Below are 26,071 nucleotides of genomic sequence, written 5' to 3' on the forward strand. Positions count from 1 at the left end.
GTTTCCTCGGAGCAACACCGGCCGTTCTCGGCCATCAATACCGGGCTTCGGGCTTGATTCTGGGCCGCCTGTTTGCTCTCTGGCTGGTGCTTGTTTTGTCTCTGGCCGCGGGGTCGGCCGCATGGGCTCAGGCTGCCAGCGCGCCCGTGGCGCCAAGCGCCAGCGCCCCGCCTGTGCCGGCGCCGGCCTGGCAGCGCTTCGCCCGCTTGCAAGGCCGTATCACTGCGGCACAACTGGGCCTGGTGATCAACAGTGCCGACCCTTATTCGGTGGCGGTGGGTGAGTACTACGCCGCGCGCCGCAACATCCCCGAGGCCCATATCCTGCGGGTGAGCTTGCCGCTGCGCGCGACCCTGGATGTGGCCGAGTTCGAGGCCTTGCAGGCGCAGATCAAGGCCGAGCTGGGCCCCGAGGTGCAGGCCCTGGCCCTGGCCTGGACCCAGCCCTATGCCGTGGCTTGCAATTCCATCACCAGCGCGCTGGCCCTGGGCTTCCAGCCAGACATCTGCAAAAACAGCTGCGCGCCCTCGCAGCCCTCGCCCTACTTCAATTATTTTGGCGCCCAGCCTTTCAGCGATCTGGGCCTGCGGCCGGCCATGTTGCTGGCCGCGCGCAGCGTGGACAGCGGCAAGGCCTTGATCGAGCGTGGCATTGCCGCCGATCACAGCCTGCCGGGCTTCAGCCCGGCCAATGCCTATTTCGTCAGCACCAGCGACACGGCCCGCAATGTGCGCGCCAGCCTGTTCCCGCCGGCCGGCCGCTTGCCCGGCGTCAATGTGCAGCCCCTGGCGCAGCAGGCCCTGCCCGGTTTGACGCGCACCTTGATCTATCAAACCGGCCAGCTCAACGTGCCCGGCCTGGAGCAGGTGGAGTGGCTGCCCGGCGCCCTGGCCGACCACCTGACTTCTTTCGGCGGGCAGTTGGAGCGGCGTCTGGACAAGGGCAATGTGCAGATGAGCGCGCTGGACTGGCTGGAGGCCGGTGCCACGGCCAGTTATGGCACGGTCAGCGAGCCCTGCAACCACCGGCAGAAGTTCCCGCATCCGCAGTTCCTGCTGCTGGCCTATCTGCAGGGCGTGTCGGCCCTGGAGGCATATTGGCATAGCGTCTTGTGGCCGGGCCAGGGCGTGTTCATCGGCGAACCCCTGGCCGCGCCCTTCAGCCGGGCTTTTTGAGGGCTTGGCGGGCGGCGGCCATGCCGGCCCGCACCGCGCCTTCCAGCGTGGCGGGGTAGGGGCCTTGCACATAGTCGCCGGCGGCCTGCAGGCCGGGGGCGATCTCGCGTGGCGGGCGCTGCAGGCCGGGTGTGCAGGCAAAGGTGGCGCGCTTTTCGGCCAGCACGCGCTGGATGCGGGGCGGGCTGGCCCAGTCCAACTCCCGCAGGGCCTGGGCCAAGACCTGTTCGCCGGTGGCGGCCAGGCCTTTGTCCACCCAGGCGGCCGCGCCGCTGATGACGAAGGCAAAGGCGCCGCTGCGCTCGCCCTGCTGGCCGAGCTGGCCCAGATCGAAGGCGAACTGCGCGGGGGCAAGCGGCCCCTCCTGCAAGGCCAGCATGGGCGCGGGCAATGTGCTGCCGGGGCTGTGCAGATAGACGGTGATGATGGGCTCGTAGCGCAATTGCGCCGCCTGGGCCGCCCAGGCGGGCTGGATGTCGGCGCACAGCCGGGCCGCCTCGACCGCGCTGCAGGCCAGGATCAGCTGATCGAAGTATTCCTTATCAACAAGCCAGCCGCTGCCGCTGCGGCTCAGCTGCTGCACCCGCTGGCTCAGGCGCACATCGGTCTTGCGCGCTTGCAGCCAGTTTTGCGCCGGTGTGGCCAAAAGCTCGCTGAGCGGTAGCCGGGGCAGCAGCAGATCGGCGCTGCCGGGGCCGCTGAACAAGGCGTCGTGCAGCACGCGCAGAAAAGTCTGGGCGCTGGCCTGGGCCGCCGGGGTGTTGAGGGCGGCCACGCACAGGGGTTCGATCAGGTCTTGCCGGACGCATTCCGGCAGGCCGGCCGTCAGGCCTTGCACGGTCCAGGTGGGCGGGCAATGGAAGCCGCGCAGCAGCCAGCCGCCGGCGGCCGCCAGCAGGCGCAGGCGGGCCAGCAGGGGCCAATTGCGATAGGCCAGCACGCCGCGCGCAAAGCTCGTTAGCGGCGCGCCGGCGGGCAGCTGCAGGCCCTCGTGGCGGGGGTAGCGCAGGCGCAGCGGCGTGCGCAAAAAAGCCTGGCCCAGATCCACGCCCAGGGCTTGCATCAGGGCCAGGCTCTGGCTGTAGGCGCCGATCAGGATGTGCTGGCCGTTGTCCAGCTGGGCAAAGGGCGGGGTCTCACCGGTGGCCAGGCTGCGGGCGCGGCCACCCAGTTGCCCGGCCATTTCGATCAGCGTGACCTGGGCGCCTTGCTGGCAGGCGCTGACGGCCGCCGCGATGCCGGCCCAGCCACCGCCGATGACGGCCAGCCGAGTCGGCGGGATCAACGCCCCGTCCAGTTGGTGCGCATGGCGATCCAGACCTTGCGCAGCGGGGTCAGCGAGATGCGCTGTTCCAGCACGCGGAAGCCCTCCAGCTCGATCTCGCGCAGCAGGGCGCGGTAGATATTGGCCATCATCAGGCCGGGCTTTTGCGCCTTGCGGTCGGCCTCGGGCAAGAGGGCGAAGGCCTCGTCATAGAGTTGGTGGGCGCGCTGCGTCTGGAACTTCATCAAGGCGCTGAAACGTTCGCTATAGCCCCAGGGCTTGCTGCGCAGCAAGATCTCGTGCGCCTTGACGTCGAACTGCTGCAGCTCGGAGATGGGCAGATAGATGCGGCCGCGGCGGGCGTCGTCGCCCACGTCGCGGATGATATTGGTCAGCTGCATGGCCTGGCCCAGCTTGTGGGCGTAGGCAATGGTCTGGGCCTGGCTGCGGCCGAAGATGCCCGAGGCCACCTCGCCCACCACACCGGCCACCAGATGGCAGTAGCGTTGCAGGCCGGGGTAGTCGAGGTAACGGGTTTGTTCCAGATCCATCTGGCAGCCGTCGATGACGGCGTTGAGATGATCCAGGCGGATATCAAAGGCCGCGCAATGCGGCAGCAAGGCTCGCATCACCGGGTGCTGGGGCTGGCCGGCGAAGGCCTGGGCGGCCTCCTTGCGCCACCAGGCCAGCTTGGTAGCGGCCACGCTGGCGTCCAGGGTCTCGTCCACCACATCATCGACCTCGCGGCAGAAGGCATAAAAAGCCGTGATGGCCGCCCGCCGTGGCGGTGGCAGAAAGGAGAAGGCGTAGTAGAAGCTGGAGCCGCTCTTGGCGGCCTTGTCCTGCACATACTGCTCGGGACTCACGGGGTTTCCTTTGTTGGGACTTGGCTTGGGCGCATGAGCGCAGCGCGCAGCAGCAAGGTGGGGCCGTCCAGCACACCGATCTTGGGGCGTTGGACGAGGCTGGCATATTGCATCAGCCGGATTCTCTCAAGAATTCGCAGGCCGCCTTGGATCACCAGCCGCAGTTCCCAGCCGGCCCGGCCCGGGATTTGATGCACCAGGGGCGCGCCCTCAAGCATCAGCTGTTCGGCCCAGTCGCATAAATCGCGGATCAGGGCGCGTGCCGCCGGGCTGTCCTGGCAGTTCAACAGGGCTTGTGTGTCGAGGCCATGGTGCTGCAGATCGCTCTGCGGCGCGTAGACCCGGCCGTTCGGGCCATCGCGTGTGAAGTCCTGCCAAAAATTGATCAGCTGCAGGCTGCTGCAGATGGCATCGGAGCGGCGCAGGGCGCTGGCCTCGCTCACGCCGTAGAGATGCAGCAGCAGCCGCCCCACCGGATTGGCCGAGCGGCTGCAATAGGCCAGCAGTTCGGCGCGATCGCGATAGCTGTGTTGGTGCAGGTCTTGCTCGAAGGCGTCCAGCAGCTGTTCAAGCAGGGGCAGGGGCAGCCGATGCTGCTGCAGCACGGGGCCTAGCGGCGTGAAGACCTGGGCGGCCCAGCGCGGCGAGGGTGTTTGGCCCCGGGCCGTGGCGTGCAGGTCGGCGCGGTAAGCCTGCAGGTCTTGCTTGCGTTGGGCGGGGCTGGCCTCGCCCTCATCGGCCAGGTCATCGGCCGTGCGGGCGAAATGGTAGAGGGCCGCAATGGCCGGGCGCAGGGGCTTGGGGCACAGCCAGGAGGCGACGGGGAAGTTTTCGTAGTGTTCTATGCTCACAAGCGAGATTGTGCGGGGCAATTTCACGCGCCTTTCTACGCGCCGGCGCGCTTGCAGCTTTTTGCGCAAGCTGGGGGCCGTGCTGTTTGACAGCGCTTGGGCCCTTGCATACATTACTGACCCATTAGTCAATAACGTTTTTGCCCCGCTGCGAGGCCCTGGATGGCGGCTTGCGCGGGGGTTGGGAACGCAAAACTTGAGGTTGTCCATGCCCCTTCAGTCTCCAAAGGCCTTGCTGCTGACTCCTATGCTTTTATTGCTGGCGCTATTGAGCGCTTGCGGCAAGCCGGACAGCCTCCCTGAACCCGAACGCGCCGTGCGCACCCTGGTCTTGCAGGCGGACTCCGCGGGCATGAGCTATGAGTACGCTGCCGAGATCCGCGCCCGCAGCGAATCGCGCCTGTCCTTCCGGGTGGGGGGCAAGATCTTGGCGCGCAAGGTGAATTTGGGCGATGTGGTCAAGCCCGGCCAGCTGCTGGCTCAGCTGGATCCGCAAGACCTGCTGCTGGCGCGCACGGCGGCCGATGCGGCGGTGTCGGCCGCGCGTACCAATCGCGATCAGGCTGCCGCTGATTACAAGCGTTATATCGATCTGGAGAAGCAGGGCTTCATCAGCGCGGCCGAGTTGGAGCGGCGCAGCTCGGTCTTCAAGGCCGCGCAATCGCAGCTCGACCAGGCCAAGGCCCAGGGCAGCGCCCAGGACAATCAGACCGGCTACGCCCAGCTGATTGCCGATGTGGCGGGCGTGGTGACCGGCGTGGATGCCGAGCCCGGCATGGTGGTGGCGGCCGGCACGCCAGTGCTGCGCATTGCCCAGGACGGGCCACGCGATGTGCTGTTCTCGGTGCCCGAAGATCAGGTTGCCATGTTCCGCCAGGTGGCCAGCCGGCCCGGCGCCCTGAAGTTCAAGCTCTGGGGGCCTGGCCAGTCGACCAGCGATGCGGTCTTGCGCGAGGTCTCAGCCGCGGCCGACCCGGTGACCCGCACCTTTTTGATCAAGGCCGATGTGGGACGGGTTGAGACCCGCCTGGGCCAGACGGCCGTCGTCAGCCTGCAGCCACCGCGCACCGAGCAAGTCATCAAGCTGCCGCTGACGGCCTTGTTGCAGGAGCAGGGCAAGAGCTCGGTCTGGCTGCTGGACCCGGCCAGCATGAGCCTGAAGGCGCAGCCGGTGAAGATCGCCGGGGCGGAGGGCAATGAGGTGGTGATTGCCGCGGGCCTGCAAGCGGGCCAGGAGGTGGTGGTGGCCGGCGTGCATGTGCTCAAGGCGGGCCAGAAGGTGCAGCGCTACCAGTCGCCGGCTTTGGCGACGCAGCCGGCCTCGGCCGCGCGTTGAGGCGGGAGTTTTGATGAGTCATCAAGATCAAGCCTCGGTGAGTTCGGGCAGCGGCGGCCCTCGCAATTTCAATATCTCACGCTGGGCGCTGGAGCACCCGGCGCTGACGCGTTACCTGATGGTGGTGCTGATGCTGATGGGCTTTGCGGCCTACTTCCAGCTCGGCCAGGACGAGGACCCACCCTTCACCTTCCGCCTGATGGTGGTGCAGGCCTTCTGGCCCGGCGCCACGGCCCAGCAGGTGGCCGAGCAGGTGACGGACAAGATCGAGAAGACCTTGCAGGAGGTGCCTTACTCCGACCGCGTGCGCAGCTACACCAAGCCGGGTGAGTCCCTGACCATTTTCATGCTGAAGGAAAACACGCCGGCCAAGGAGGTCAGCGAGGTCTGGTACCAGGTGCGCAAACGGGTGGGCGATATGGCGCGCACCTTGCCGCAAGGCGTGATCGGGCCGGTCTTCAACGATCAGTTCGGCGATGTCTATGGCTCCATCTTCGCGCTCTCGGCCGACGGCTTCTCGCGCGAGGAACTGCGCGAGCAGTCGGAGCGGGTGCGTTCGGCCCTGCTGAAGGTGCGCGACGTCGCCAAGGTGGAGTCCTTTGGCGTGCAGCCCGAGAAGGTCTTTGTCGAGATCTCGCAAAAGCGCCTGGCCAATCTGGGTCTGGACGTCAACCAGGTGATCGCCCAGTTGGGTGCACAGAACGCGGTGGAGAGCGCCGGGGTTTTGAATGCGGGCGGCGGCAATCTGCAGGTGCGGGTGCAGGGCCAGTTCAATTCGGTGCAGGCGCTCAAGGACTTTCCGATCCGCGCGCTCAACCCGGCCAGCGGCCAGGCCAGCTCGCTGCGCCTGGGGGATATTGCCGAGATCAAGCGCGACTATGTGGACCCGCCCGCTGTGATGGTGCGCCACCAGGGCAAGGATGTGATCGCCCTGGGCATCTCCATGGCCAAGGGCGGCGACATCGTCGCCATGGGCAAGGCCTTGCAGGGGGCGGTCGTCGATATCCGTAAAAACCTGCCCGCCGGCATCGAGCTGGAGCAGATCCAGGACCAGCCCCAGGCGGTGACCCGCTCGGTGAATGAGTTCGTCAAGGTCTTGATCGAGGCGGTGGTGATCGTGCTGGCCGTCAGTTTCATCTCCCTGGGCCTGCACACCAAGCCCTTGCGGGTCGACATCTGGCCTGGCCTGGTCGTGGCCATCACCATCCCGCTGGTGCTGGCGATTACGTTTGTGACCATGTTTTACTGGGGCGTGGGCCTGCACAAGATCTCGCTGGGCTCGCTCATCATCGCCCTGGGTCTGTTGGTGGACGACGCCATCATTGCGGTGGAGATGATGGTGCGCAAGCTGGAGGAGGGCTACGACAAGATGACCGCCGCCACCTTCGCCTACGACGCCACGGCCATGCCCATGCTGACCGGCACCTTGATCACCGCCGTGGGCTTTCTGCCCATAGGCATGGCCAAGTCCAGCACCGGTGAATACACCTTCGCCATCTTCGCGGTGACGGCCGCGGCGCTGGTGATCAGTTGGCTGGTGTCGGTCTACTTCGTGCCCTATCTGGGCGCCTTGCTGCTCAAGACCCATCGCTCCAACGAGGGCGGCGAAGCGCATGAGCTGTTTGACACTCCCTTCTACAACCGCTTCCGCGACCTGGTGCGTTGGTGCGTGCTCAATCGCTGGAAGACGATAGGCATGACGCTGCTGGTGTTTGCGCTCGGTTTGGGCGGCATGGGCCGGGTGCAGCAGCAGTTCTTCCCCGACTCCAGCCGGCCGGAGATCCTGGTCGATCTGTGGCTGCCCGAGGGCTCCACCATCCAGCAAAGCCAGGCCGTGGCCAAGCGTTTCGAGGCCCGCATGATGCAGGAGCAGGGCGTGGCCACGGTCAGCACCTGGATAGGTTCGGGCGTGCCGCGCTTCTATCTGCCGCTGGACGTGGTCTTCCCCCAGCCCAGCGTCAGCCAGGCCATCGTGCTGCCCAAGGATCTGCATGAGCGCGAGGCCTTGCGCAAGCGCCTGCCGGCCCTGATGGCGGCGGAGTTCCCCGAGGTGCGCACCCGCATCAAGCTGCTGCCCAATGGCCCGCCGGTGCAGTACCCGGTGCAGTTCCGGGTGGCGGGTGAGAATGTGGAGGAGGTGCGGCGCTGGGGCGACCAGGCCAAGGCCATCCTGGCGGCCAACCCCCATATGCGCGGGGTCAATGACAACTGGAACGAGTCCATCAAGGTCTTGAAGCTGGAGATCGACCAGGACAAGGCGCGCGCCCTGGGTGTCAGCAGCCAGGCCCTGGCGCAGACCTCGCGCACCCTGCTGTCGGGCAATACCATCGGTCAGTACCGCGAGGGCGACAAGCTGATCGACATCGTCTTGCGCCAGCCCCTGGACGAGCGCAATGCCATCACCGATATCGGCAACTCCTATGTGGCCACGGCCAGCGGTCGTGCCATTCCGCTGACCCAGATCGCCAAAGTGGGCTTTGCCTGGGAGCCCGGCGTGCTGTGGCGCGAGGGGCGCAATTACGCGGTGACGGTGCAGGGCGATGTGAGCGAGGGCCTGCAAGGGGCCACGGTGACCGCCGAGGTCTGGCCGCAGATGCAGGCCTTGCAGGCCAAGATGCCGCCGGGCTACACCATCTCGGTGGCTGGCGCGGTGGAGGAGAGCAGCAAGGGCCAGGGCTCGATCGCCGCCGGCGTGCCCATCATGCTCTTCATCACCTTCACCCTGCTGATGCTGCAGTTGCAGAGCTTCTCGCGCTCCATGCTGGTCTTCCTGACCGGGCCGCTGGGCATCGCCGGCGTGGCGGGTGCTTTGCTGATCTCGGGCAAGCCTTTTGGCTTTGTGGCCCTGCTGGGCGTGATCGCCTTGATGGGCATGATCATGCGTAATTCGGTGATCCTGATCGACCAGATCGAGCAGGACAGGGCCAAGGGCGTGCCGGACTGGCAGGCGGTGGTGGAGTCGGCCGTGCGGCGCTTCCGCCCCATCGTGCTGACGGCCGCTGCCGCGGTGCTGGCCATGGTGCCCTTGTCGCGCAGCGTGTTCTGGGGGCCGATGGCCGTGGCCATCATGGGCGGCCTGATCGTGGCCACCGCGCTGACGCTGCTGGCGCTGCCGGCCATGTATGCCGCCTGGTTCCGCATCAAGAGGCCGGATTGAGGGCCGCGCCCAGCAGCACTTCCCCTGTTTTTTCTCGGCACGCCGGGCCTGGATTCAGGCCTGTCGAGTGCATTTCCTGCTCCGGGTTTTCCTGGGTCGCGAAAATCGCTCTCGCAAATGGCTACAATCCACGGTTTGCCGAATTGCCGCAGTCTTGCTGAGCGGTCGGTCACCGGGTTTGCTTGAGCTTTTGCCTCGCAAACTCATGGTGCCCAACGTCAAGCGAGTCTGAAATCCTCTAGCGCGGGTGGCGAAATTGGTAGACGCACCAGGTTTAGGTCCTGACGCCTTCACCGGCGTGCCGGTTCGAGTCCGGCCCCGCGCACCAGATAACTTTGTATTGAGTCAACTATGGCTGTCACCGTCGAAACCCTCGAAAAGCTCGAACGCCGCATCACGCTCACGCTGGCGGCTGCTGACATCAACAGCGAAGTGGAACTTCGTCTGAAGAAGCTCGCCCGCACCGTCAAGGCCGATGGCTTCCGCCCCGGCAAGGTGCCGATGAGCGTGGTCACCCAGCGTTACGGCTACTCCGTCCAGTACGAAGTCATGAACGACAAGCTGGGCGAGGCCTTCTCGGCCGCCGCCAACGAAGCGCAGCTGCGCGTCGCCGGTGCTCCCAAGATCGCCCAGAAGGACGAGTCGCCCGAAGGCCAGATGGCTTTCGACGCCACCTTCGAGGTCTATCCCGAAGTCAAGATCGGTGACCTGGCCGCTGCGGACGTCGAGCGCGTCGTCAGCGAGGTGACCGAGGAAGCGATCGACAAGACCGTCGACATCCTACGCAAGCAGCGCCGCAGCTTCGCTCAGCGCGCTGCCGCCGATGTGGCGGGCGAGGGTGATCGCGTCAGCATCGACTTCGAAGGCAAGCTGGACGGCGAGCCCTTCGCCGGCGGCAAGGCCGAGGGTTTCCAATTCATCATCGGCGAAGGCCAGATGCTGGAAGCCTTTGAGAAGGCCGTGCGCGGCATGAAGGCGGGCGACTCCAAGACCTTCCCCCTGGCCTTCCCCGAGGACTACCATGGCAAGGACGTGGCCGGCAAGGAAGCCGACTTCCTGGTGACGGTCAAGAAGATCGAAACCCAGCACCTGCCCGAAGTGAACGAGGCGTTTGCCAAGTCCCTGGGCATCGCCGACGCCAGCGTCGAAGGCCTGCGCGCCGACATCAAGAAGAACCTGGAGCGCGAAGTCAAGTTCCGCGTGCTGGCTCGCAACAAGGGCGCCGTGATGGACGCTCTGGTGGCCGCCGCCGAACTCGACGTGCCCAATGCCCTGATCGCCGGCGAGACCGAGCGCATGGTGGCCGCCGCCCGCGAAGACCTGAAGAAGCGCGGCGTGAAAGATGCCGACAAGGCGCCCATCCCCGAGGAAATCTTCCGCCCCCAAGCCGAGCGCCGCGTGCGCCTGGGCCTGGTGGTGGGCGAGCTGGTGCGTTCGAACAATCTGCAGGCCAAGCCCGAGCAGCTGCAAGCCCATATCGAAGAGCTGGCACAGAGCTACGAGAAGCCCGCCGAAGTGGTGCGCTGGTACCTGAGCGACCGCAATCGCCTGGCCGAAGTGGAAGCCGTTGTGGTTGAAAACAATGTGACCGACTTCGTGCTGGCCAAGGCCAAGATCAGCGACAAGGCCCTGCCTTTCGACGAACTGATGGCTCAGCAAGCCAACTGATTCGCACCCGCGTTTCAGCCGGAGAGCGCCGTTCCGCAAGGGCGGCGCTTTTTGCATTTTTGGCCTGTCTTGGCCGCCGCTCTTGTGGCGACATAATCAGCCCCAAACTCTGTATCACCAAGCTGTCTTGCAAAGGATCTTCATGAGCGCGCTGGAAATCAACAATCTGGGCATGGTGCCCATCGTCATCGAACAATCGGGCCGCGGCGAGCGCGCCTACGACATCTACAGCCGCCTGCTGCGTGAGCGCATCATCTTCTTGGTCGGCCCGGTCAATGACGCCGTGGCCAATCTGGTCGTGGCCCAGCTGCTGTTCCTGGAGAGCGAGAACCCCGACAAGGACATCTCCCTCTACATCAACTCGCCCGGCGGCAGCGTCTCGGCCGGCATGTCCATCTACGACACCATGCAGTTCATCAAGCCCCAGGTCTCGACCCTGTGCATGGGCATGGCCGCCAGCATGGGCGCCTTCTTGCTGGCTGCGGGCGAGAAGGGCAAGCGCTTCGCCCTGCCCAATGCCAAGGTGATGATTCACCAGCCCCTGGGCGGCACCCAGGGCCAGGCCACCGACATCGAGATCCATGCCCGCGAGATCCTGAAGACTCGCGAGCAGCTCAACCGTATCCTGGCCGAGCGTTCGGGCCAGAGCCTGGAGAAGATCCAGAACGACACCGAGCGCGACTACTACATGTCCGCGGCGGAGGCGCAGAGCTATGGTCTGATCGATGGTGTGCTCGAGAAGCGGCCTTGATAGCTCAGCGTCAACGGCTTTCCCACATCCAACAGCCAGCGTAAGCAGGGCCTTTTCCGGACAAAGGCCCTGTCCGCGTTTGAACTATCATTCCAGCAGGCACTAACGCCTGAAAGACAAGCAGATCCATGGCCGAGAAAAAAGGCAACTCCAGCGAAAAAGTCCTCTACTGCTCCTTCTGTGGCAAGAGCCAGCATGAGGTGAAGAAGTTGATTGCTGGCCCGTCGGTGTTCATCTGCGATGAATGCATCGAGCTGTGCAACGACATCGTGCGCGACGAAGTGCCGGCCGAGACCCCGGCCGCCCGCGCCAGCAAGTCGGACCTGCCCGTGCCCAGCGAGATCAAGGCCAGCCTTGATCAATACGTGATCGGGCAGGATGTGGCCAAGCGCACCCTGTCGGTGGCGGTCTACAACCACTACAAGCGTCTGCGCCATATGGCCAGCACCAAGGACACGGTGGAGCTGGCCAAGAGCAATATCTTGCTGATCGGCCCGACCGGCTCGGGCAAGACCTTGCTGGCCCAGACCCTGGCCCGCCTGCTCAACGTGCCTTTTGTGATCGCCGATGCCACCACCTTGACCGAAGCCGGTTATGTGGGTGAGGACGTCGAGAACATCATCCAGAAGCTGCTGCAGAATTGCAATTACGACGTCGAGCGGGCCCAGCGCGGCATCGTCTACATCGACGAGATCGACAAGATCTCGCGCAAGGCCGACAACCCCTCGATCACCCGTGATGTGTCGGGCGAAGGCGTGCAGCAGGCCTTGTTGAAGCTGGTGGAAGGCACGATGGCTTCCGTGCCCCCACAAGGCGGCCGCAAGCACCCTAACCAGGATTTTCTGCAGATCGATACGACCAATATCCTGTTCATCTGCGGCGGTGCCTTCGACGGCCTGGAGAAGGTGATCCAGAACCGCTCCGAGAAGACCGGCATCGGCTTCGGTGCCTCGGTCAAGAGCAAGGACGAGCGCCGCATCTCGGAAATCTTCCGCGAGGTGGAGCCGGCCGACCTGATTAAATTCGGCATTATTCCGGAGCTGGTGGGCCGCCTGCCCGTCGTCGCCACTCTGGGTGAATTGACCGAAGACGCGCTGATCCAGATCCTCACCGAACCCAAGAACGCTCTGGTCAAGCAGTACCAGCAGCTGTTTGCCATGGACGGTGTGGAGTTGGAGATCCGCCCCTCGGCCCTGACCGCCATCGCCAAGAAGGCTTTGGCCCGCAAGATCGGTGCGCGCGGCCTGCGCTCCATCATGGAGCTCTCGCTGATCGACACCATGTTTGAACTGCCCGCCCTGGACGGCGTGGACAAGGTCGTACTGGACGAGCACACCATCGAAGAGAACGCCAAGCCGCTGCTGGTTTACCGCGAACAGGCGAAGGCCAGCGCTTAATCACCCTGACCGAAAAGCAGCGGCTGAATCGGCCGCTGCTAAAGCAAATTCGGCGTCTTGCAATTGCCCGCTCAGACCGCATTTGAGGTCTGAGAAAGAGAGGTTTTCATGTCCGGTCATCCCGTTTTGCCTGCGGAACTCATCACGCTCCCGCTGCTGCCGCTGCGCGATGTGGTCGTGTTCCCGCATATGGTGATCCCGCTGTTTGTGGGTCGCCCCAAGTCCATCAAGGCCCTGGAAGCCGCGATGGAAGCTGGTCGTCAAATCATGCTGGTGGCACAAAAGGCCGCCGGCAAGGACGAACCCAAGTCGGACGATATGTTCGAGGTGGGTTGCGTCTCCAGCATTCTGCAAATGCTCAAGCTGCCCGATGGCACCGTCAAGGTGCTGGTCGAAGGCCTGCAGCGCGCTACCACGCAGACCATTACCGACGGCGAGGAGCATTTCGTCGCTGAGGTGATGCCCATCCCGCCCGAGGCCGACACCAAGCCCGAGATCGAGGCCTTGCGCCGCGCGGTGACCCAGCAGTTTGATCAGTACGTCAAGCTGAACAAAAAGATCCCGCCCGAGATCCTCACCAGCATTGCCGGCATCGACGATGCGGGCCGCCTGGCCGACACCATCGCCGCCCATCTGCCGCTCAAGCTGGATGCCAAGCAATCGGTGCTGAATCTGTCCGAAGTGGGCAAGCGCCTGGAGACCTTGCTCGACCTGCTGGAGCACGAGGTCGACATCCTGCAGGTGGAAAAGCGTATCCGTGGCCGTGTCAAGCGCCAGATGGAGAAGAGCCAGCGCGAGTACTACCTCAACGAGCAGGTCAAGGCCATCCAGAAGGAGTTGGGCGACGGCGAGGACGGCGCCGATATGGAGGAACTGGACAAGAAAATCCAGGCCGCCAAGATGCCCAAGGAGGCCCGCAAAAAGGCCGATGGCGAGCTGAAGAAGCTCAAGCTGATGTCACCCATGTCGGCCGAAGCCACGGTGGTGCGCAACTATATCGAGACCCTGGTCAATCTGCCCTGGAGCAAGAAGACCAAGATCAAGCACGACCTGTCTAACGCCGAAAGCGTGCTGAACGAAGACCATTACGGTCTGGAAAAGGTCAAGGACCGCATCCTCGAATATCTCGCGGTGCAAACGCGGGTCGACAAGGTCAAGGCACCCATTCTGTGCTTGGTGGGTCCTCCGGGGGTTGGCAAGACTTCGCTGGGCCAGTCGGTGGCACGCGCCACAGGCCGCAAATTCGTTCGCATGGCCCTGGGTGGCGTGCGTGACGAGGCCGAGATCCGTGGCCACCGCCGCACCTATATCGGCTCCATGCCGGGCAAGGTGCTGCAAAGCCTGTCCAAGGTTGGCACCCGCAACCCGCTCTTCCTGCTCGACGAGATCGACAAGCTGGGCATGGACTTCCGCGGTGACCCGTCCTCGGCCCTGCTGGAGGTGCTGGACCCTGAGCAGAATCACACCTTTGGCGACCATTACGTCGAGGTCGATTTCGACCTGTCCGATGTGATGTTCATCGCCACCTCGAACTCGATGAACATCCCCCCGGCCCTGCTGGACCGGATGGAAGTGATACGCCTGTCGGGCTATACCGAGGACGAGAAGGTCAATATCGCCCAGCGCTATCTGCTGCCCAAGCAGAGCAAGAACAACGGTGTGCAGGACTCGGAGATGGAAGTCACCGAATCCGCTATCCGCGGCATCATCCGCTACTACACGCGTGAAGCCGGTGTGCGCTCGCTGGAACGCGAAGTCTCCAAGATCTGCCGCAAGGTGGTGAAGAGCCTGGCGCTGAAGACTTTTGTGGGCAAGGCCGTCGTGACCGAGGACAACCTCAACGACTATCTGGGCGTGCGCAAGTACGACTTCGGCCGCGCCGAGAAGAAGAATCAGGTTGGCCAGGTGGTTGGCCTGGCCTGGACCGAGGTGGGCGGCGATCTGCTGACCATCGAAGCCACGGCCATGCCGGGCAAGGGCAATATCATCCGCACCGGCTCGCTGGGCGATGTGATGAAGGAGAGCGTCGAGGCCGCCCGCACCGTGGTGCGTTCACGCGCTCGCCGCCTGGGCATCAAGGACGAGTTGTTCGAGAAGCGCGATGTGCACGTCCATGTGCCCGATGGCGCCACGCCCAAGGACGGCCCCAGCGCGGGTGCGGCCATGACCACGGCCTTTGTCTCGGCGCTGACGGGCATCCCCGTGCGTGCCGATGTGGCCATGACCGGCGAGATCACTTTGCGCGGCGAGGTTACGGCCATCGGCGGCCTGAAGGAAAAGCTCTTGGCAGCGCATCGGGGCGGCATCAAGACCGTGATGATCCCCGAGGACAATGTCAAGGACCTGCAGGACATCCCGGCCAACGTCAAGGATCAACTCGAGATCGTGCCGGTGCGCTGGATAGACCGGGTGCTGGAAGTGGCGCTGGAGTCCGCACCTCTTGCTCTGCCTGAGGAAGAGCCCGCCGTCGCGGCCAAGCCGGCCGAGGTGGTGGTGACGCCTGCGGCCACCCACTGAGCGCATGGGCCATGCGAATTTGACCGGGTGAAAAATTTTCACTTTGCTTGCAAAGCCGGTCAAATTCAGCATACAATCTTTGTCTTGATTCGAGCAGAGTAAGTTTTGCAGGCAATCATTTCAAATGAAATGCCCAGTCAAAATACTGCTTTGTGAGATTCATTCCCTGCGGGAATAGCTCAGTTGGTAGAGCGCAACCTTGCCAAGGTTGAGGTCGCGAGTTCGAGTCTCGTTTCCCGCTCCAAAATTTGATGTCAAAGGAAGCCTTCGGCTTCCTTTTTTAGTCAGAGGCTCACCAAAAGGCTCTGACTGCAAAGTTCCAAGGCGCGATAGCAAAGCGGTTATGCCCCGGATTGCAAATCCGGTTAGTCCAGTTCGACTCTGGATCGCGCCTCCAAACACCATGCGGGTGTAGCTCAGTTGGTAGAGCGCGACCTTGCCAAGGTCGAGGTCACGAGTTCGAGCCTCGTTACCCGCTCCAACAAACAAACCGGTACGCACCGGGTTCGAGGCCAGCAGGTCTCGGGCGAAATGCGGGAATAGCTCAGTTGGTAGAGCGCAACCTTGCCAAGGTTGAGGTCGCGAGTTCGAGTCTCGTTTCCCGCTCCAGATTCAAAAAGGGAAGCCATGTGCTTCCCTTTCCTGTTTATAGGCATGGCCGCGCAGAGATAATGCCCGCCAGGCTTGGATACCCTGCCCGGGTGGTGAAATTGGTAGACGCAGCGGACTTAAAATCCGCCGGCCGCAAGGCCGTACGGGTTCAAGTCCCGTCCTGGGCACCAAGGCTTTCCTGCTGTGATGCAGTTCTGTGAAGGACTGAATTTCCGCCCGCAGCGGCCGAAAACATCGGGGTAGCAGGAGAAGTCCATGAAATCCGTGAATCAGCAGAATCCCGACTTGAGCCCCGAGGTTCGCGCCACATTGGACTTTGTGTTGAAGACCGCGGCGCTGTTGTTCAGGCAGCGTGCGACGGCGAACTCCCTGGCCTTGCCCGACCCACAGGCCAGGGCATATGGGGCCGAGGACCATGCCGATCCGCAGGGACAGCAGCTCGCCAGATAGGCGCTTCAGCCAAATATCGCCAGCATGCGTTCCAGCGCCACCATAAAAGGCGTTTGCATCAGGGGCAGGGTGGCAACCATGCCGATCAAGCCTATGCTGACGGTCAGCGGGAAGCCGACCGAGAACACGCCGATCTGTGGCGCCACGCGCGAGATCACGCCCAGCACCAGATTGACGAACATCAGCATCGTGATCAGGGGCAGGGCGATCCACAGCCCCATGCGGAAGATGTCCGCGCCCCAGGTCTGCGGCTGGGCCACGCGCAGGAAGTGAAAAGGCTCGTCGCCGACCGGAAAGGCGTGAAAGCTCTGCACCAGGGCATTGATCAAGAGCAGATGGCCGTTGATGGCGATGAACAGAAACGCCACCATGCTGCCGAAGAAGCGCGCACTGGCCGTGCCCTGGCTGCCGGTGGCGGGGTCGAAGAAGCCGGCGTAGTTCAGGCCCATCTGCAGGCCGATCAACTCGCCCGCAAACTCCAGCGAGGCAAACACCAGCCTGACGGCGAAACCCATGGACAGGCCGATCAGCAATTGCTGCACCAGCAACAGCATCAGCGTGGGCAGGGAGTCCAGCGGCGTCAGCGGCATGGCCGGCAGCGAGGGCTGGGCGGCGATGGAGATGAACAAGGCCAGGCCCACCCGCACCCGCATGGGCACATTGCGCTGGCTGAAGATGGGCATGCCGGCGAACAGGGCCAGCGTGCGGATGAAGGGCCAGAGCAGTGGGTTGAGCCAGCCCAGCAGCTGGGCTTCGGTGAAGGAGATCATCCTGGATCGCTCAACCCACGGCCTGCGGGATGGCTTGCAAAGTGCGTTGGATGTATTCCACCAGGGTGCTCACCATCCAGGGCCCGGTGACGGCCAGCACCAGCACGGCGGCGATGACCTTGGGCACAAAGCTGAGGGTGGATTCATTGATCTGGGTGGCGGCCTGGAACACGCTGACCAGCACGCCCACCAGCAGCACGGTCAGCAGCACCGGGGCGGCCACCAGCATCAGGATGTAGAGGCCTTGCTGGCCGACGGTGAAGACTTGTTGTGCGTCCATGATCTTGCCCTCAGGTCACAAAGGAGGCCGCCAGCGAGCCCAGCAGCAGGTTCCAGCCATCGGCCAGCACAAACAGCATCAGCTTGAAGGGCAGGGCCACCAGCACGGGCGAGAGCATCATCATGCCGAGGCTCATCAGCACGCTGGAGACGATCATGTCGATGACCAGAAAGGGGATGAAGATCAGGAAGGCGATCTGGAAGGCGCTCTTCAGCTCGCTGGTCACAAAGGCCGGCACCAGCACCTTGAAGGGCACGTCCTCGGGCTTGACGCTGCTGTCCAGCTTGGCCAGGCGGGTGAACAAGGCCACATCGGCCTGCCGCGTCTGCTTGAGCATGAAGTTACGCATCGGCGGCTCGGCCTTCTGGATGGCCTGCTCAAACGGGATCTGGCCCGCGCTATACGGTTGCCAGGCCTCGGTATAGACCTTGTCCAGCGTCGGGCTCATGACGAAGAAGGTCAGGAACAGCGACAGGCCGACGATCACCTGATTGGGCGGTGCGGCCTGGGTGCCCAGGGCCTGGCGCATCAGCGACAGCACGATGACGATGCGGGTGAAGCCCGTCATCATCAGCAGCACGGCCGGCAAAAAGCCCAGGGCCGTGAAGAACAGCAGGGTCTGTATGGGCACCGAGTAGCTGCTGCCGCCGCCGCCCTGGCCGATCAGCAGGGGCAGGGTGGCCGGTGGCGGGGTGGGGCCGGCGGTCTGGGCCCAGGCGGTGCTGGCGAGCAGGCCCAGCAGGGGCAGGAGCAGAAGGGTCTTACTGCGCATCCCGGTCTCCGCTGCCACGCAAACGCGCGCCCAGCAACTGGGCGAAGGGTGCGGTCGTGGATGGAGCAGCCGCCTCTGTTTGTGGCGCCATCTCGTGCAAGGTGCTGATCTGCTGGCCCGTTACGCCCAGCACCAGCCAGCGGCGCTCTTCGCCCTGGCCGACCTCGACGGTCAGCAGGCGCTGGCTGGGCGAGATGGGCAGCTGGGCCACCACGCGCATCAGGCCATGGGCCTGGGCGCCGCCGCCCAGCGGCGTGCGCTTGAGCAGCCACAGGGCCAGGGGGATCAGGCACAGAATGGCCAGAAACCACACAAAGGGAAGCAGGGAGGAATTCATGCTGGAGATTGTCTCCAGCGGCCTGTCGGGTAAAGCGCGCAAAAAAGGTCTGAATCGAGGCCTGACTCGGGCTTGGCTCCTAACCTTTGGACAGTCGTCGCATGCGCTCCGAGGGCGTCACGATATCGGTCAGGCGGATGCCGAATTTGTCGTTCACCACCACCACCTCGCCCTGGGCGATCAGATAGCCGTTGACCAGCACGTCCATGGGTTCGCCGGCCAGGGCGTCCAGTTCCACCACCGAGCCCTGGGCCAGTTGCAGGATGTTCTTGATCGGGATGCGGGTGCGGCCTAACTCAACGGTCAGCTGGACGGGGATGTCCAGAATCATATTGATGTCGCCGCTGGGCAGATTGTTGGGTGTGGGCGAGAAATTGGCAAAGCTGGCCGGCGCCACCTGCTCGGAGGCCTGCTGCACCTCCTCCGCCACATCATTGGGCTTGGCCTCGGCCAGGGCGGCGGCCCACTCGGCCGCCATTGCGTCTTGTTCTTCGGAGGAGGGGGTATCAGGTGACATTGCGGGCTCCCAGCCAGCCTTGGTCGGGGCTGGTCAGCATTTTTTCAACTTTGATCGCGTACTTGCCGTTGGAGGTGCCGTAATGGCAGTCGTAGACGGGCACGCCGTCGATCTTGGCCTTGATCATGGTTTCCAGATCCAGCTCGATGAAGTCGCCGGGCTTGAAGGCCAGCAGTTGTTCCACCGTGGCCGGGGCCGTGCCCAGCTCGGCCACCAACTCCACCTTGGCGTCCTGGATCTGGTGTTTGAGCAGATTGACCCAGCGGCGGTCCGGCTCGGTGCTGTCGCCCACCGTGGTCGAGTACAGCACGTCGCGGATGGGCTCCAGCGTGGCGTAGGGGATGCAGAAGTAGACCGTGCCGCTGGTCTCGCCGATCTCCAGCGTGAACGAGGTCGAGACCACGATTTCGCTGGGTGTCGCGATATTGGCGAACTGGGGCTGCATCTCCGAGCGCTGGAACTCCAGCTCCAGTGGGTAGATGCCCTTCCAGGCCTTGTGATACTCGGCCGTGATCACCTCGACCAGGCGCAGGATCACGCGCTGCTCGGTGGCCGAGAAATCGCGGCCCTCGATGCGCGCATGGAATTTGCCGATGCCGCCGAACAGCGAGTCGATCACCGCGAACACCAGCGTGGGGTCGCAGACGATCAGCCCCGAGCCACGCAGGGGCTTGACCGAGACGATATTGAAATTGGTCGGCACCACGATCTCGCGCAGAAAGGCCGAGTACTTCTGCACCTTGATGCCGCCGATGGCGACCTCGGGGCTTTTGCGGATGAAGTTGAACAGGCCGACGCGGATATTGCGGGCGAAGCGCTCGTTGATGATTTCCATCGTGGGCATGCGCCCACGCACGATGCGTTCCTGGCTGGCCAGGTTGTAGTCGCGTATGCCGCCGACCTGCTCTTCCTCGGCGTCCAGCTTCTGGCTCTCGCCGGTGATGCCTTGCAGCAGGGCATCGACTTCGTCTTGGGAGAGGATTTGTTGATTCATGGCGAATCACCCTTGCACGGCAGGCTCACTGGACGATGAAGGTCGAGAACAAGACATTGCTCACCGGGCTCTCGACGGGGCGCTTTTTCTTCTTCTTTTTCTTCGTGCCTTCCGGTGGAGGCTCCTCGTCTTCGTCCTCCAGCTCGATGCCCATGGGGCGCACCGACTCGCGCTTGATCTCGCGCGCCAGCTTCTCCTTGCCCTCCAGGGTCAGCAGTTCGGCCGAGGACTTGTGCGAGAGCAGCATCAGGATATTGCTGCGGATGGCGGGCAGATAGGCCTTGATCTGGTCGGCCGTGTGGGCGTCGCCCACCTCCAGCGTGACGCCGATCTGGGCGAAGCGGTCGACTTCCTTGTCCGATAGATTGACGGTGAAGGGGTCCAGCGGCACAAAGGTCGGTGGCGTGCCGGGTTTGGGGGCATGGGCCGCGGGCGCCGGGGCGGCATGCGCTTCCTCGGCCCCTTCCTCGCCCTCGGCCGGGGCCTTCTTCTTCATCAGCATCAGCGCGGCGCCGCCGCCGAGCAAGACCAGCAGCAGAACGGCAGCAACAATGATGATCAGCTTTTTGTTTCCCCCGCCTTTGGGGGCTTCAGCGGCTGCGGGCGCAGTGGCCATGAAAACTCCTGTGAGATTCGATCCGGCCCCGGGCCGCTTGCGGATGCAAGAGTGGCCAGGAGCGCTTGTTGAGGCCCATTATTGAGGCGCGGCCAAGGGGGCAAGCCGTGAAAAGAAGGACGGGGGCTCGCCAAATCGCCATTCGTCTGAAATTCCGGGCCCGGCCTGCCGTTTGGTGCAGGGGTTCAGGCGTAGAGATCGACCACGCCCTGGCTCTTGCGGGCGCTGACCGGGCTGCCGAGGCCGTTGACTTGGTTTTCGACCGGCAGCGCGCTGCGCTCTGGTGAGCGGCTGCCGCGGCGGCCTTCTTCACCGGCCTGGGCCGAGGCCTGGCCTGGCTGATTCATCTGCTGCTGAAACACACCGCCACCGCTGAGGGTGAGGCCGTTGTCGCGCAAGGCGGCCGCCAGATCGGGCAGGCCGCGCTCCAGCACGGCGCGGGTCTCGGCATTCTCGGCATGGAAGGACACCTGGGCCTGCTGGCCGTCCACGACGATCTGCACCGCCACCGGGCCCATCTCCGCGGGGTTCAGATGCAAACGGGCTTCTTGCACGCCCTCGGCCGCCAGCACGCTCAGGCGGGCCGCCATCTCGGGCACAAAGGCCGGGCTGTGCAGGGGCTGGGCCAGCATGACCGGATGGCTGGCCGGTGTTGCCGCTGCCTCGGGCCTGGCGGCGCCGGCCGCCGCGCCTGCCGTGGCCGCGCTCAGTGCCGCGCTGAAGCTGGCCCCAGCCTCGGCAGAAGCCGGGGCGGCGTTCGTCGAAGCGTCGGCGGCTTGCAGGGACTGACCGAAGGCGGTCGCCGTGGCCTTCTGCATGCCTTCGGCGGCGTTTTTGTCGAGGCTGCTGGCGGCGCTGCTGCCGCCCTGGCCTGCGGCCGGCCTGGCCGTGTTGGCCGCGCCATCGAGGGCCTTGGCGCCATCGCGGCGGGCCGGATGGGCGCCCTGCAGCGGGCCGCCTTCTTCGCTCGATGCCAGTCCGCTCTTGGCCTCGTCCTCCGTTGACTCGCCACTGGCGCCACCGGAGGGCCGGCCGCCGGCTTGATCGCTCAGCGGCGGTAGCGCTTGGGCATCGAGTTCGGGTTTGCGGGGCTGAGGGCTGCCGGGCTCAGCGGCTTCCGCGGTCGCGGCGACGTCGCTGCCATCCTTGGCACCGGTTTTTTTGCTGCTGGCCAGGGCTTGCGCGTCTTCGGCCGCGGCTTCGCCGCCGGCCCTAACGCCGTCTTCACCGGGCAGGGCCGTCTTGCCCGTGTAGGCCGGGGTGGGCTGGGAGGAGCGGCCGACCCGGTCGGTGCTGCCATTGCCGCTGCCATTCAGGCTGCGGCGCGCCGTCAGGCGGGCTTCTTGCTGCTGTGCTTCGCGGCGGGCATTGTTGCTGCGTTCCAGTTCCTTGCTGGCGCTGTCCTTGCTCTCGGCATGGGCCCGCTCTTGCTGCGCGGTCTGCGAGGGCGGCGGCACCGGTGTGGGCAGGGGCGGGGGCAGTTGGGCGCTGGGAGGCAGGCTGGGCTTGGGCGGGCTGAAGGTGCTCAACAAGGCGGAGAACTGCGCGCCGCCCTGCTGCGCGCCCGAGCCGGCTCGGTCCGCCGTGGACGAGCCGGGCGGACTCAGTGGGCCGGTGTTGCCGTAGATGGAGCTGGAAACCGTACTCATGCTTGACTTTCGCTATGCGCCTGCTCAGGCACTCAGGCGCACAAAGGGGTTGTAGGCGGCCTGCGTGCTGCGGGCGGCTTGCTCGTCGCAGGCTTTTTGTTCCTGGCGCTGGACGGCGCGGTTGATCTCCAGGCGACGGCGCTCGATCAGCTTGCCGATCGAGGCCACGCGCATCTCGGCCTGGCGCAATTTGTCACGGCTGGCGAGCAGGCGCTGGTCGGCGTACTGGGTGATATTGCTCTGGCTGCTGATGGCCTCGTCCAAGCGGCCGCCAAAGCTCTGGTAGCAGCCGACGATGTCCATGGTGCCGCGGGCGGCGAATTGCTGGGCCCAGCGCTGCTGGTAGTCGCTGCGGTATTGGGCCAGCTCGCCATGTTGCTGGCGGGCTTGGTGGGCGCGTTTTTCGGCGTCCTGGAACAGGCGCAGGGCCTCGTCGCGCTCGCTTTCGGCGCGCTCCAGCAGGATGCTCAGGACTTGCAGATTGGCTGAATTCATGAAACTCACTCCAGGGGGGAGCGCCGGAGCAGGGGCTTGTGCATCCGACCTCCTGTTATCGCGCATATCGGCCGTTCTCAAGCTTCCTTAATAAGGGCAGATAACTGGTTAATACTTTCATTCAAGTGGGCCGGGCTGTGCATGTCTTGCTGCAGCAGGCGGTTGATGTCCGGGTGCAGGCGCACGGCCAGGTCCAGCTCGAAGTCATTGCCGGGCACATAGGCGCCCAGCTGGATCAGGTCGCGCGCCTTGTTGTATTTGGCGAGCAACTGGCGGCAGCGGCGGGCGGCCTCGATATGCGGGCGGGCCGCCACATTCGTCATCACCCGCGAGATCGAACGCTCGATGTCGATGGCCGGGTAATGGCCGGCCTCGGCCAGCTCGCGCGAGAGCACGATATGGCCGTCCAGAATGCCGCGCGCCGCATCGGCGATGGGGTCTTGCTGGTCATCGCCCTCGCTCAGCACGGTGTAGAAGGCGGTGATCGATCCCTCGCCCGCCAGGCCGTTGCCGCTGCGCTCCACCAACTGGGGCAGCTTGGCAAAGCAGCTGGGTGGATAGCCCTTGGTGGCCGGCGGCTCGCCGATGGCCAGGGCAATCTCCCGCTGAGCCATGGCGTAACGGGTCAGCGAGTCCATCAGCAAGAGCACATGCTGGCCGCGGTCGCGGAAGTTCTCGGCGATGGCGGTGGCGTAATGCGCGCCCTGCATGCGCACCAGCGGCGGCGCATCGGCCGGGGCGGCCACGACGACGGAGCGGCGCAGGCCTTGCTCGCCCAGGATGTCTTCGATGAATTCCTTCACCTCGCGGCCGCGCTCGCCGATCAGGCCGACGACGATCACATCGGCCTGGGTGTAGCGGGCCATCATGCCCAGCAGCACCGATTTACCCACGCCGGTGCCGGCAAACAGGCCCAGGCGCTGGCCACGGCCCACGGTCAGCATGGTGTTGATGGCGCGCACGCCGGTGTCCAGCGGGCTGCGCACCGGGTCGCGGTCCATGGCATTGATGGGGCGGCGCACCATGGGCTCGGCATGCGCCATCTGCAGCGGGCCGGCGCGGTCCAGCGGGTGGCCGTGGGAATCGACCACCCGGCCCAGCAAGCCATCGCCCATGGGCAGGTGCAGGCCGCGGTCTTCACCGCGGCGCCAGGGGTGCATGGGTTTGCCCAGCTGCGGGCTGATCAGGGGCAGGGCACGCGGCAGCACCATGGCACCGCTGGACAAACCCTGAATATCATCGGTAGGCATCAGATAGGCACGGTCGCCCGAGAAGCCCACCACCTCGGCCTTGACCGGGCGCAGGCCGCGCTGCGGATTGGCGCCCGAGCTGGGCATCTGGATCTCGCAGACCGAACCCACCGGCACCTTGACGCCGGTGGCCTCCAGCACCAGGCCGGCCACGCGCACCAGCTTGCCCTGCGATTCCAGCGGCACCGGGTTGCCGGCAAAAGCCTGCATATCGTTCAGATACTGCTGCCAACGGCCCGCGCGGGTGTTGTAGCGAGGGGCGGTGCCGTCCAGGCCCGGCTCGGGCGTGGCGGGGCCATGGGGGTTCAGATCGAGATCCGCAAAGCCGCTCATGAGAAGCAAAACTCCGAAAGACGACCACAGAGACACAGAGACACAGAGAAATGCCAGGAATTCAATTGAATGGCCTCTGTGTCTCTGTGTCTCTGTGTCTCTGTGGTTGAAATTGAATTCCATGTTTCTCCGCGAACGCCGGGTGCTGCCAGGGATTTTGGATGTTCATGGCTGACCCTCGGCATCTTCATCGGTGCTTGGCTGGGCCTGACCGCGGCGGTCTTCCCACAGCGAGGTCTGGCCCATGGCCGCGGCCGCCTGTTGCCAGCGGGCGGCCAGGCTGGCGTCCACGCTGCTGATATCGGACTCGACCTTGCAGCCACCGCGTGCCACCTCGGGGTCGGGCAGGACTTGCGCCTCGCGGGCCCGCATCTCTTCGCCGGCGCCCTCCATCACCAGGGGGTAGTCGGCCGGGTTGACGCGCACCCGCACATGCCGGGCCGAGAGCTGCAAGGCCTCGACCGCATCGTGGGCCACCTTGGCGATGTGCTCGGGGCGCTGGCTGATCTCGCTGCGCACCACCTGACGGGCCAACTCCACGGCACAGCGCGCCAGGGTCCGGGCCATTTCTTCTTCCATGGCGAGGAAGTCGGCATCAAAGTTCTGCACCAGCACGCCCAACTGGGCGGCCATCTGTTTGGCAAAGCTCTGCTTGAAGGCGTCGAGCGCGGCCATGCCGTCGCGGTAGCCGTCCTGATAGCCGGCCTGGCGGGCCTCGTGCAAGAGCTCTGGCAGATCGGGCTCGGGCTCGGGTGTAGGCGGCGGGGTCGTGGGTGGCGGGGCGGGCGCGCTGACCGCAGGGCGCTTCTCGTTCATGGCGCCGTGCAAGGCGTCGGGGTTCCAGGCGGCAAAGTCCTGCAGCTCTTCGCGCGGGATGAAGCGGCTATAGCTGCTGGCGCGTGGCGCGTTGGCGTCGCGCTGCGGCGGCGGCACCTGGCGGGGGGGGGTACGGCTGGCGGACATGATTCTTCAGCGCGCTCAGACGAACTGGTCGTCGCCGCCACCGGCCAGCACGATGGTGCCTTCGTCGACCAGGCGGCGCACGATCTTGAGCATTTCCTTCTGCTCGGCCTCCACCTCGGAGAGGCGCACCGGGCCGCGCGATTCGAGGTCTTCCTTGAGCGTCTCGGCGGCGCGCGAGGACATATTGCGCAGGATCTTCTCGCGCAGCTCGGCGCTGGCACCCTTGAGGGCGACGATGAGCGATTCGCTCTGCACCTCTTTGAGCACGGCCTGTATGCCCTTGTCGTCGATCTTCTCCAGATCGTCGAAGGTGAACATGTTGTCCATGATTTTCTGCGCCAGGTCGGCGTCGGCCTCGCGGATGTAGTCCAGCACCGAGGCCTCGACGCTGGAGCCCAGCATATTGATGATCTCGGCGGCCGACTTGACGCCGCCCAGATTGGATTTCTTCATGCGCTCGCCGCCGGCCAGCAGCTGGCTCATCACCTCGTTCAAGTCCTTCAGCGCGGTCGGCTGGATGCCGTCCAGCGTGGCGATGCGCACGAGTACCTCGTTACGCTGACGCTCTGTGAAGACGCGCAGGACGGAGCTGGTCTGGTCGAAGTCCAGGTGGGCCAGCACGGCGGCGATGATTTGCGGGTGCTCGTTGCGCAGCAGCTCGGCCACCGAGGTGGCGTCCATCCACTTCAGGCTCTCGATGCTGGAGACATCGCTGCCTTGCAGGATGCGGTCCAGCAGCAGATTGGCCTTGTCGTCGCCCAGGGCCTTGCGCAGCACCGAACGTACATACTCATCGGTATCGCTGACCAGGGTGCTCTGGGTGCCGGCCACCTCGTCGAAGCGCACCAGCACCTGCTCGACCTTCTCGCGCGAGACCACCTTGAGCTTGGCAATCGTCTCGCCCAGGGCCTGCACCTCCTTGGGCTGCAGATGCTTGAACACCTCCGACGCCTCCTCCTCGCCGAGTGACATCAGCAGAATGGCGGCGTCTTCTACTCCGGATTCGTCCATGAAGTTTCTCAGCGTCGGTCAGTGTGGTTGGCTGGGGCCT

The 26,071-nt window shown here is 64.8% G+C and carries 23 protein-coding genes and 6 tRNA genes; 14 read left to right on the forward strand and 15 right to left on the reverse strand.

All coding sequences use genetic code 11. The features are described 5' to 3' along the window. Positions 1-86 precede the first annotated feature (86 nt). Positions 87-1,175 carry a TIGR03790 family protein gene (locus tag HNP55_RS10220; RefSeq protein ID WP_348648688.1) on the forward strand — a complete coding sequence of 363 codons (1,089 nt, stop codon included), beginning with the start codon at positions 87-89 and terminating at the stop codon, positions 1,173-1,175. Here HNP55_RS10220 and hpnE read toward each other — a convergent pair. From hpnE to hpnC, 3 genes are read right to left on the reverse strand one after another with little or no spacing between them, the layout of a single operon-like run. Then, positions 1,159-2,460: a hydroxysqualene dehydroxylase HpnE gene (gene hpnE, locus HNP55_RS10225; protein ID WP_246448341.1), complete on the reverse strand. Its 1,302-nt coding sequence runs from the start codon at positions 2,458-2,460 to the stop codon at positions 1,159-1,161. The genes HNP55_RS10220 and hpnE overlap by 17 nt on opposite strands. Next, positions 2,457-3,305: a presqualene diphosphate synthase HpnD gene (hpnD, locus tag HNP55_RS10230; protein WP_184298918.1), complete on the reverse strand. Its 849-nt coding sequence runs from the start codon at positions 3,303-3,305 to the stop codon at positions 2,457-2,459. Before hpnD ends, hpnE begins: the two co-directional genes overlap by 4 nt. Beyond that, positions 3,302-4,156, reverse strand: coding sequence for a squalene synthase HpnC (gene hpnC, locus HNP55_RS10235; RefSeq protein WP_184298919.1), 855 nt, complete (start codon positions 4,154-4,156; stop codon positions 3,302-3,304). The genes hpnD and hpnC overlap by 4 nt, the downstream gene beginning before the upstream one ends. A 208-nt stretch (positions 4,157-4,364) precedes the next feature. Here hpnC and HNP55_RS10240 point away from each other — a divergent pair, with 208 nt between their 5' ends. The 13 genes from HNP55_RS10240 (at position 4,365) to HNP55_RS10300 (ending at position 16,044) form a co-directional block, all read left to right on the forward strand. Beyond that, positions 4,365-5,492, forward strand: a complete 1,128-nt coding sequence (locus tag HNP55_RS10240; RefSeq protein ID WP_184298921.1) for an efflux RND transporter periplasmic adaptor subunit — start codon at positions 4,365-4,367, stop codon at positions 5,490-5,492. 13 nt (positions 5,493-5,505) lie between these two features. Beyond that, positions 5,506-8,649 (forward strand): efflux RND transporter permease subunit, encoded by a 3,144-nt coding sequence (locus HNP55_RS10245; protein WP_184298923.1) that lies wholly within the window; start codon positions 5,506-5,508, stop codon positions 8,647-8,649. Between the two features lie 241 nt (positions 8,650-8,890). Further along, positions 8,891-8,977, forward strand: a tRNA-Leu gene (locus tag HNP55_RS10250). A gap of 23 nt (positions 8,978-9,000) precedes the next feature. Beyond that, complete coding sequence (tig, locus tag HNP55_RS10255) at positions 9,001-10,317, forward strand: trigger factor (protein WP_184298925.1); 1,317 nt, start codon at positions 9,001-9,003, stop codon at positions 10,315-10,317. A 142-nt stretch (positions 10,318-10,459) separates the two neighbouring features. Then, a complete protein-coding gene (clpP, locus tag HNP55_RS10260; RefSeq protein WP_281385247.1) occupies positions 10,460-11,068 on the forward strand; it encodes an ATP-dependent Clp endopeptidase proteolytic subunit ClpP in 609 nt (202 codons plus the stop codon). 128 nt (positions 11,069-11,196) lie between these two features. After that, positions 11,197-12,465 carry an ATP-dependent Clp protease ATP-binding subunit ClpX gene (gene clpX / locus HNP55_RS10265; protein ID WP_184298927.1) on the forward strand — a complete coding sequence of 423 codons (1,269 nt, stop codon included), beginning with the start codon at positions 11,197-11,199 and terminating at the stop codon, positions 12,463-12,465. Between the two features lie 108 nt (positions 12,466-12,573). Further along, entirely contained in the window at positions 12,574-14,982 is a 2,409-nt protein-coding gene (gene lon / locus HNP55_RS10270) for an endopeptidase La (protein WP_184298930.1), read from the forward strand. 168 nt (positions 14,983-15,150) lie between these two features. Further along, a tRNA-Gly gene (locus HNP55_RS10275) sits at positions 15,151-15,226 on the forward strand. Positions 15,227-15,305: 79 nt separating this feature from the next. Further along, positions 15,306-15,379: transfer RNA gene (locus HNP55_RS10280), tRNA-Cys, on the forward strand. An 8-nt stretch (positions 15,380-15,387) separates the two neighbouring features. Continuing rightward, positions 15,388-15,463, forward strand: a tRNA-Gly gene (locus HNP55_RS10285). 52 nt (positions 15,464-15,515) lie between these two features. After that, a tRNA-Gly gene (locus HNP55_RS10290) sits at positions 15,516-15,591 on the forward strand. An 86-nt stretch (positions 15,592-15,677) separates the two neighbouring features. Then, positions 15,678-15,764, forward strand: a tRNA-Leu gene (locus tag HNP55_RS10295). 85 nt (positions 15,765-15,849) lie between these two features. Then, positions 15,850-16,044: a hypothetical protein gene (locus HNP55_RS10300; protein ID WP_184298932.1), complete on the forward strand. Its 195-nt coding sequence runs from the start codon at positions 15,850-15,852 to the stop codon at positions 16,042-16,044. A gap of 5 nt (positions 16,045-16,049) precedes the next feature. On the opposite strand, the gene fliR is transcribed toward HNP55_RS10300, so the two are convergent. From fliR to fliG, 12 genes are all read right to left on the reverse strand, one after another. Continuing rightward, complete coding sequence (fliR, locus tag HNP55_RS10305; RefSeq protein ID WP_184298933.1) at positions 16,050-16,814, reverse strand: flagellar biosynthetic protein FliR; 765 nt, start codon at positions 16,812-16,814, stop codon at positions 16,050-16,052. A 10-nt stretch (positions 16,815-16,824) separates the two neighbouring features. Beyond that, a complete protein-coding gene (gene fliQ, locus HNP55_RS10310) occupies positions 16,825-17,094 on the reverse strand; it encodes a flagellar biosynthesis protein FliQ (protein WP_184298935.1) in 270 nt (89 codons plus the stop codon). Positions 17,095-17,104: 10 nt separating this feature from the next. After that, positions 17,105-17,866 carry a flagellar type III secretion system pore protein FliP gene (gene fliP / locus HNP55_RS10315; RefSeq protein ID WP_184298937.1) on the reverse strand — a complete coding sequence of 254 codons (762 nt, stop codon included), beginning with the start codon at positions 17,864-17,866 and terminating at the stop codon, positions 17,105-17,107. Beyond that, positions 17,856-18,203: a flagellar biosynthetic protein FliO gene (gene fliO / locus HNP55_RS10320; RefSeq protein WP_184298940.1), complete on the reverse strand. Its 348-nt coding sequence runs from the start codon at positions 18,201-18,203 to the stop codon at positions 17,856-17,858. Before fliO ends, fliP begins: the two co-directional genes overlap by 11 nt. Before the next feature lie 79 nt (positions 18,204-18,282). Beyond that, complete coding sequence (gene fliN / locus HNP55_RS10325) at positions 18,283-18,720, reverse strand: flagellar motor switch protein FliN (RefSeq protein ID WP_184298942.1); 438 nt, start codon at positions 18,718-18,720, stop codon at positions 18,283-18,285. Continuing rightward, entirely contained in the window at positions 18,710-19,714 is a 1,005-nt protein-coding gene (gene fliM / locus HNP55_RS10330) for a flagellar motor switch protein FliM (protein WP_124452619.1), read from the reverse strand. Before fliM ends, fliN begins: the two co-directional genes overlap by 11 nt. Positions 19,715-19,739: 25 nt before the next feature. Beyond that, positions 19,740-20,330, reverse strand: coding sequence for a flagellar basal body-associated FliL family protein (locus HNP55_RS10335; protein ID WP_184298944.1), 591 nt, complete (start codon positions 20,328-20,330; stop codon positions 19,740-19,742). A gap of 185 nt (positions 20,331-20,515) precedes the next feature. Beyond that, on the reverse strand, positions 20,516-21,979 hold the full coding sequence (locus tag HNP55_RS10340) for a flagellar hook-length control protein FliK (RefSeq protein WP_184298946.1): 1,464 nt from the start codon (positions 21,977-21,979) through the stop codon (positions 20,516-20,518). Between the two features lie 24 nt (positions 21,980-22,003). Beyond that, positions 22,004-22,474 carry a flagellar export protein FliJ gene (gene fliJ / locus HNP55_RS10345; protein WP_184298948.1) on the reverse strand — a complete coding sequence of 157 codons (471 nt, stop codon included), beginning with the start codon at positions 22,472-22,474 and terminating at the stop codon, positions 22,004-22,006. Positions 22,475-22,551: 77 nt separating this feature from the next. Beyond that, positions 22,552-23,934, reverse strand: coding sequence for a flagellar protein export ATPase FliI (fliI, locus tag HNP55_RS10350; protein ID WP_184299717.1), 1,383 nt, complete (start codon positions 23,932-23,934; stop codon positions 22,552-22,554). 288 nt (positions 23,935-24,222) lie between these two features. After that, complete coding sequence (locus HNP55_RS10355; RefSeq protein ID WP_184298950.1) at positions 24,223-25,020, reverse strand: FliH/SctL family protein; 798 nt, start codon at positions 25,018-25,020, stop codon at positions 24,223-24,225. A gap of 15 nt (positions 25,021-25,035) precedes the next feature. Continuing rightward, entirely contained in the window at positions 25,036-26,031 is a 996-nt protein-coding gene (fliG, locus tag HNP55_RS10360) for a flagellar motor switch protein FliG (protein WP_184298952.1), read from the reverse strand. Positions 26,032-26,071 lie beyond the last annotated feature (40 nt).

Origin of the sequence: Roseateles oligotrophus (assembly GCF_014204525.1) — a bacterium.
Lineage (GTDB): Bacteria > Pseudomonadota > Gammaproteobacteria > Burkholderiales > Burkholderiaceae_C > Paucibacter_A > Paucibacter_A oligotrophus_A.

Coding starts and splice junctions, on each gene's coding strand:
- HNP55_RS10240 (WP_184298921.1), top strand. CDS start 4,365: ATGCCCCTTCAGTCTCCAAAGGCCTTGCTGCTGACTCCTATGCTTTTA.
- HNP55_RS10245 (WP_184298923.1), top strand. CDS start 5,506: ATGAGTCATCAAGATCAAGCCTCGGTGAGTTCGGGCAGCGGCGGCCCT.
- tig (WP_184298925.1), top strand. CDS start 9,001: ATGGCTGTCACCGTCGAAACCCTCGAAAAGCTCGAACGCCGCATCACG.
- clpP (WP_281385247.1), top strand. CDS start 10,460: ATGAGCGCGCTGGAAATCAACAATCTGGGCATGGTGCCCATCGTCATC.
- clpX (WP_184298927.1), top strand. CDS start 11,197: ATGGCCGAGAAAAAAGGCAACTCCAGCGAAAAAGTCCTCTACTGCTCC.
- lon (WP_184298930.1), top strand. CDS start 12,574: ATGTCCGGTCATCCCGTTTTGCCTGCGGAACTCATCACGCTCCCGCTG.
- HNP55_RS10300 (WP_184298932.1), top strand. CDS start 15,850: ATGAAATCCGTGAATCAGCAGAATCCCGACTTGAGCCCCGAGGTTCGC.
- fliR (WP_184298933.1), bottom strand. CDS start 16,814: ATGATCTCCTTCACCGAAGCCCAGCTGCTGGGCTGGCTCAACCCACTG.
- fliQ (WP_184298935.1), bottom strand. CDS start 17,094: ATGGACGCACAACAAGTCTTCACCGTCGGCCAGCAAGGCCTCTACATC.
- fliP (WP_184298937.1), bottom strand. CDS start 17,866: ATGCGCAGTAAGACCCTTCTGCTCCTGCCCCTGCTGGGCCTGCTCGCC.
- fliO (WP_184298940.1), bottom strand. CDS start 18,203: ATGAATTCCTCCCTGCTTCCCTTTGTGTGGTTTCTGGCCATTCTGTGC.
- fliN (WP_184298942.1), bottom strand. CDS start 18,720: ATGTCACCTGATACCCCCTCCTCCGAAGAACAAGACGCAATGGCGGCC.
- fliM (WP_124452619.1), bottom strand. CDS start 19,714: ATGAATCAACAAATCCTCTCCCAAGACGAAGTCGATGCCCTGCTGCAA.
- HNP55_RS10335 (WP_184298944.1), bottom strand. CDS start 20,330: ATGGCCACTGCGCCCGCAGCCGCTGAAGCCCCCAAAGGCGGGGGAAAC.
- HNP55_RS10340 (WP_184298946.1), bottom strand. CDS start 21,979: ATGAGTACGGTTTCCAGCTCCATCTACGGCAACACCGGCCCACTGAGT.
- fliJ (WP_184298948.1), bottom strand. CDS start 22,474: ATGAATTCAGCCAATCTGCAAGTCCTGAGCATCCTGCTGGAGCGCGCC.
- fliI (WP_184299717.1), bottom strand. CDS start 23,934: ATGCAGGCTTTTGCCGGCAACCCGGTGCCGCTGGAATCGCAGGGCAAG.
- HNP55_RS10355 (WP_184298950.1), bottom strand. CDS start 25,020: ATGTCCGCCAGCCGTACCCCCCCCCGCCAGGTGCCGCCGCCGCAGCGC.
- fliG (WP_184298952.1), bottom strand. CDS start 26,031: ATGGACGAATCCGGAGTAGAAGACGCCGCCATTCTGCTGATGTCACTC.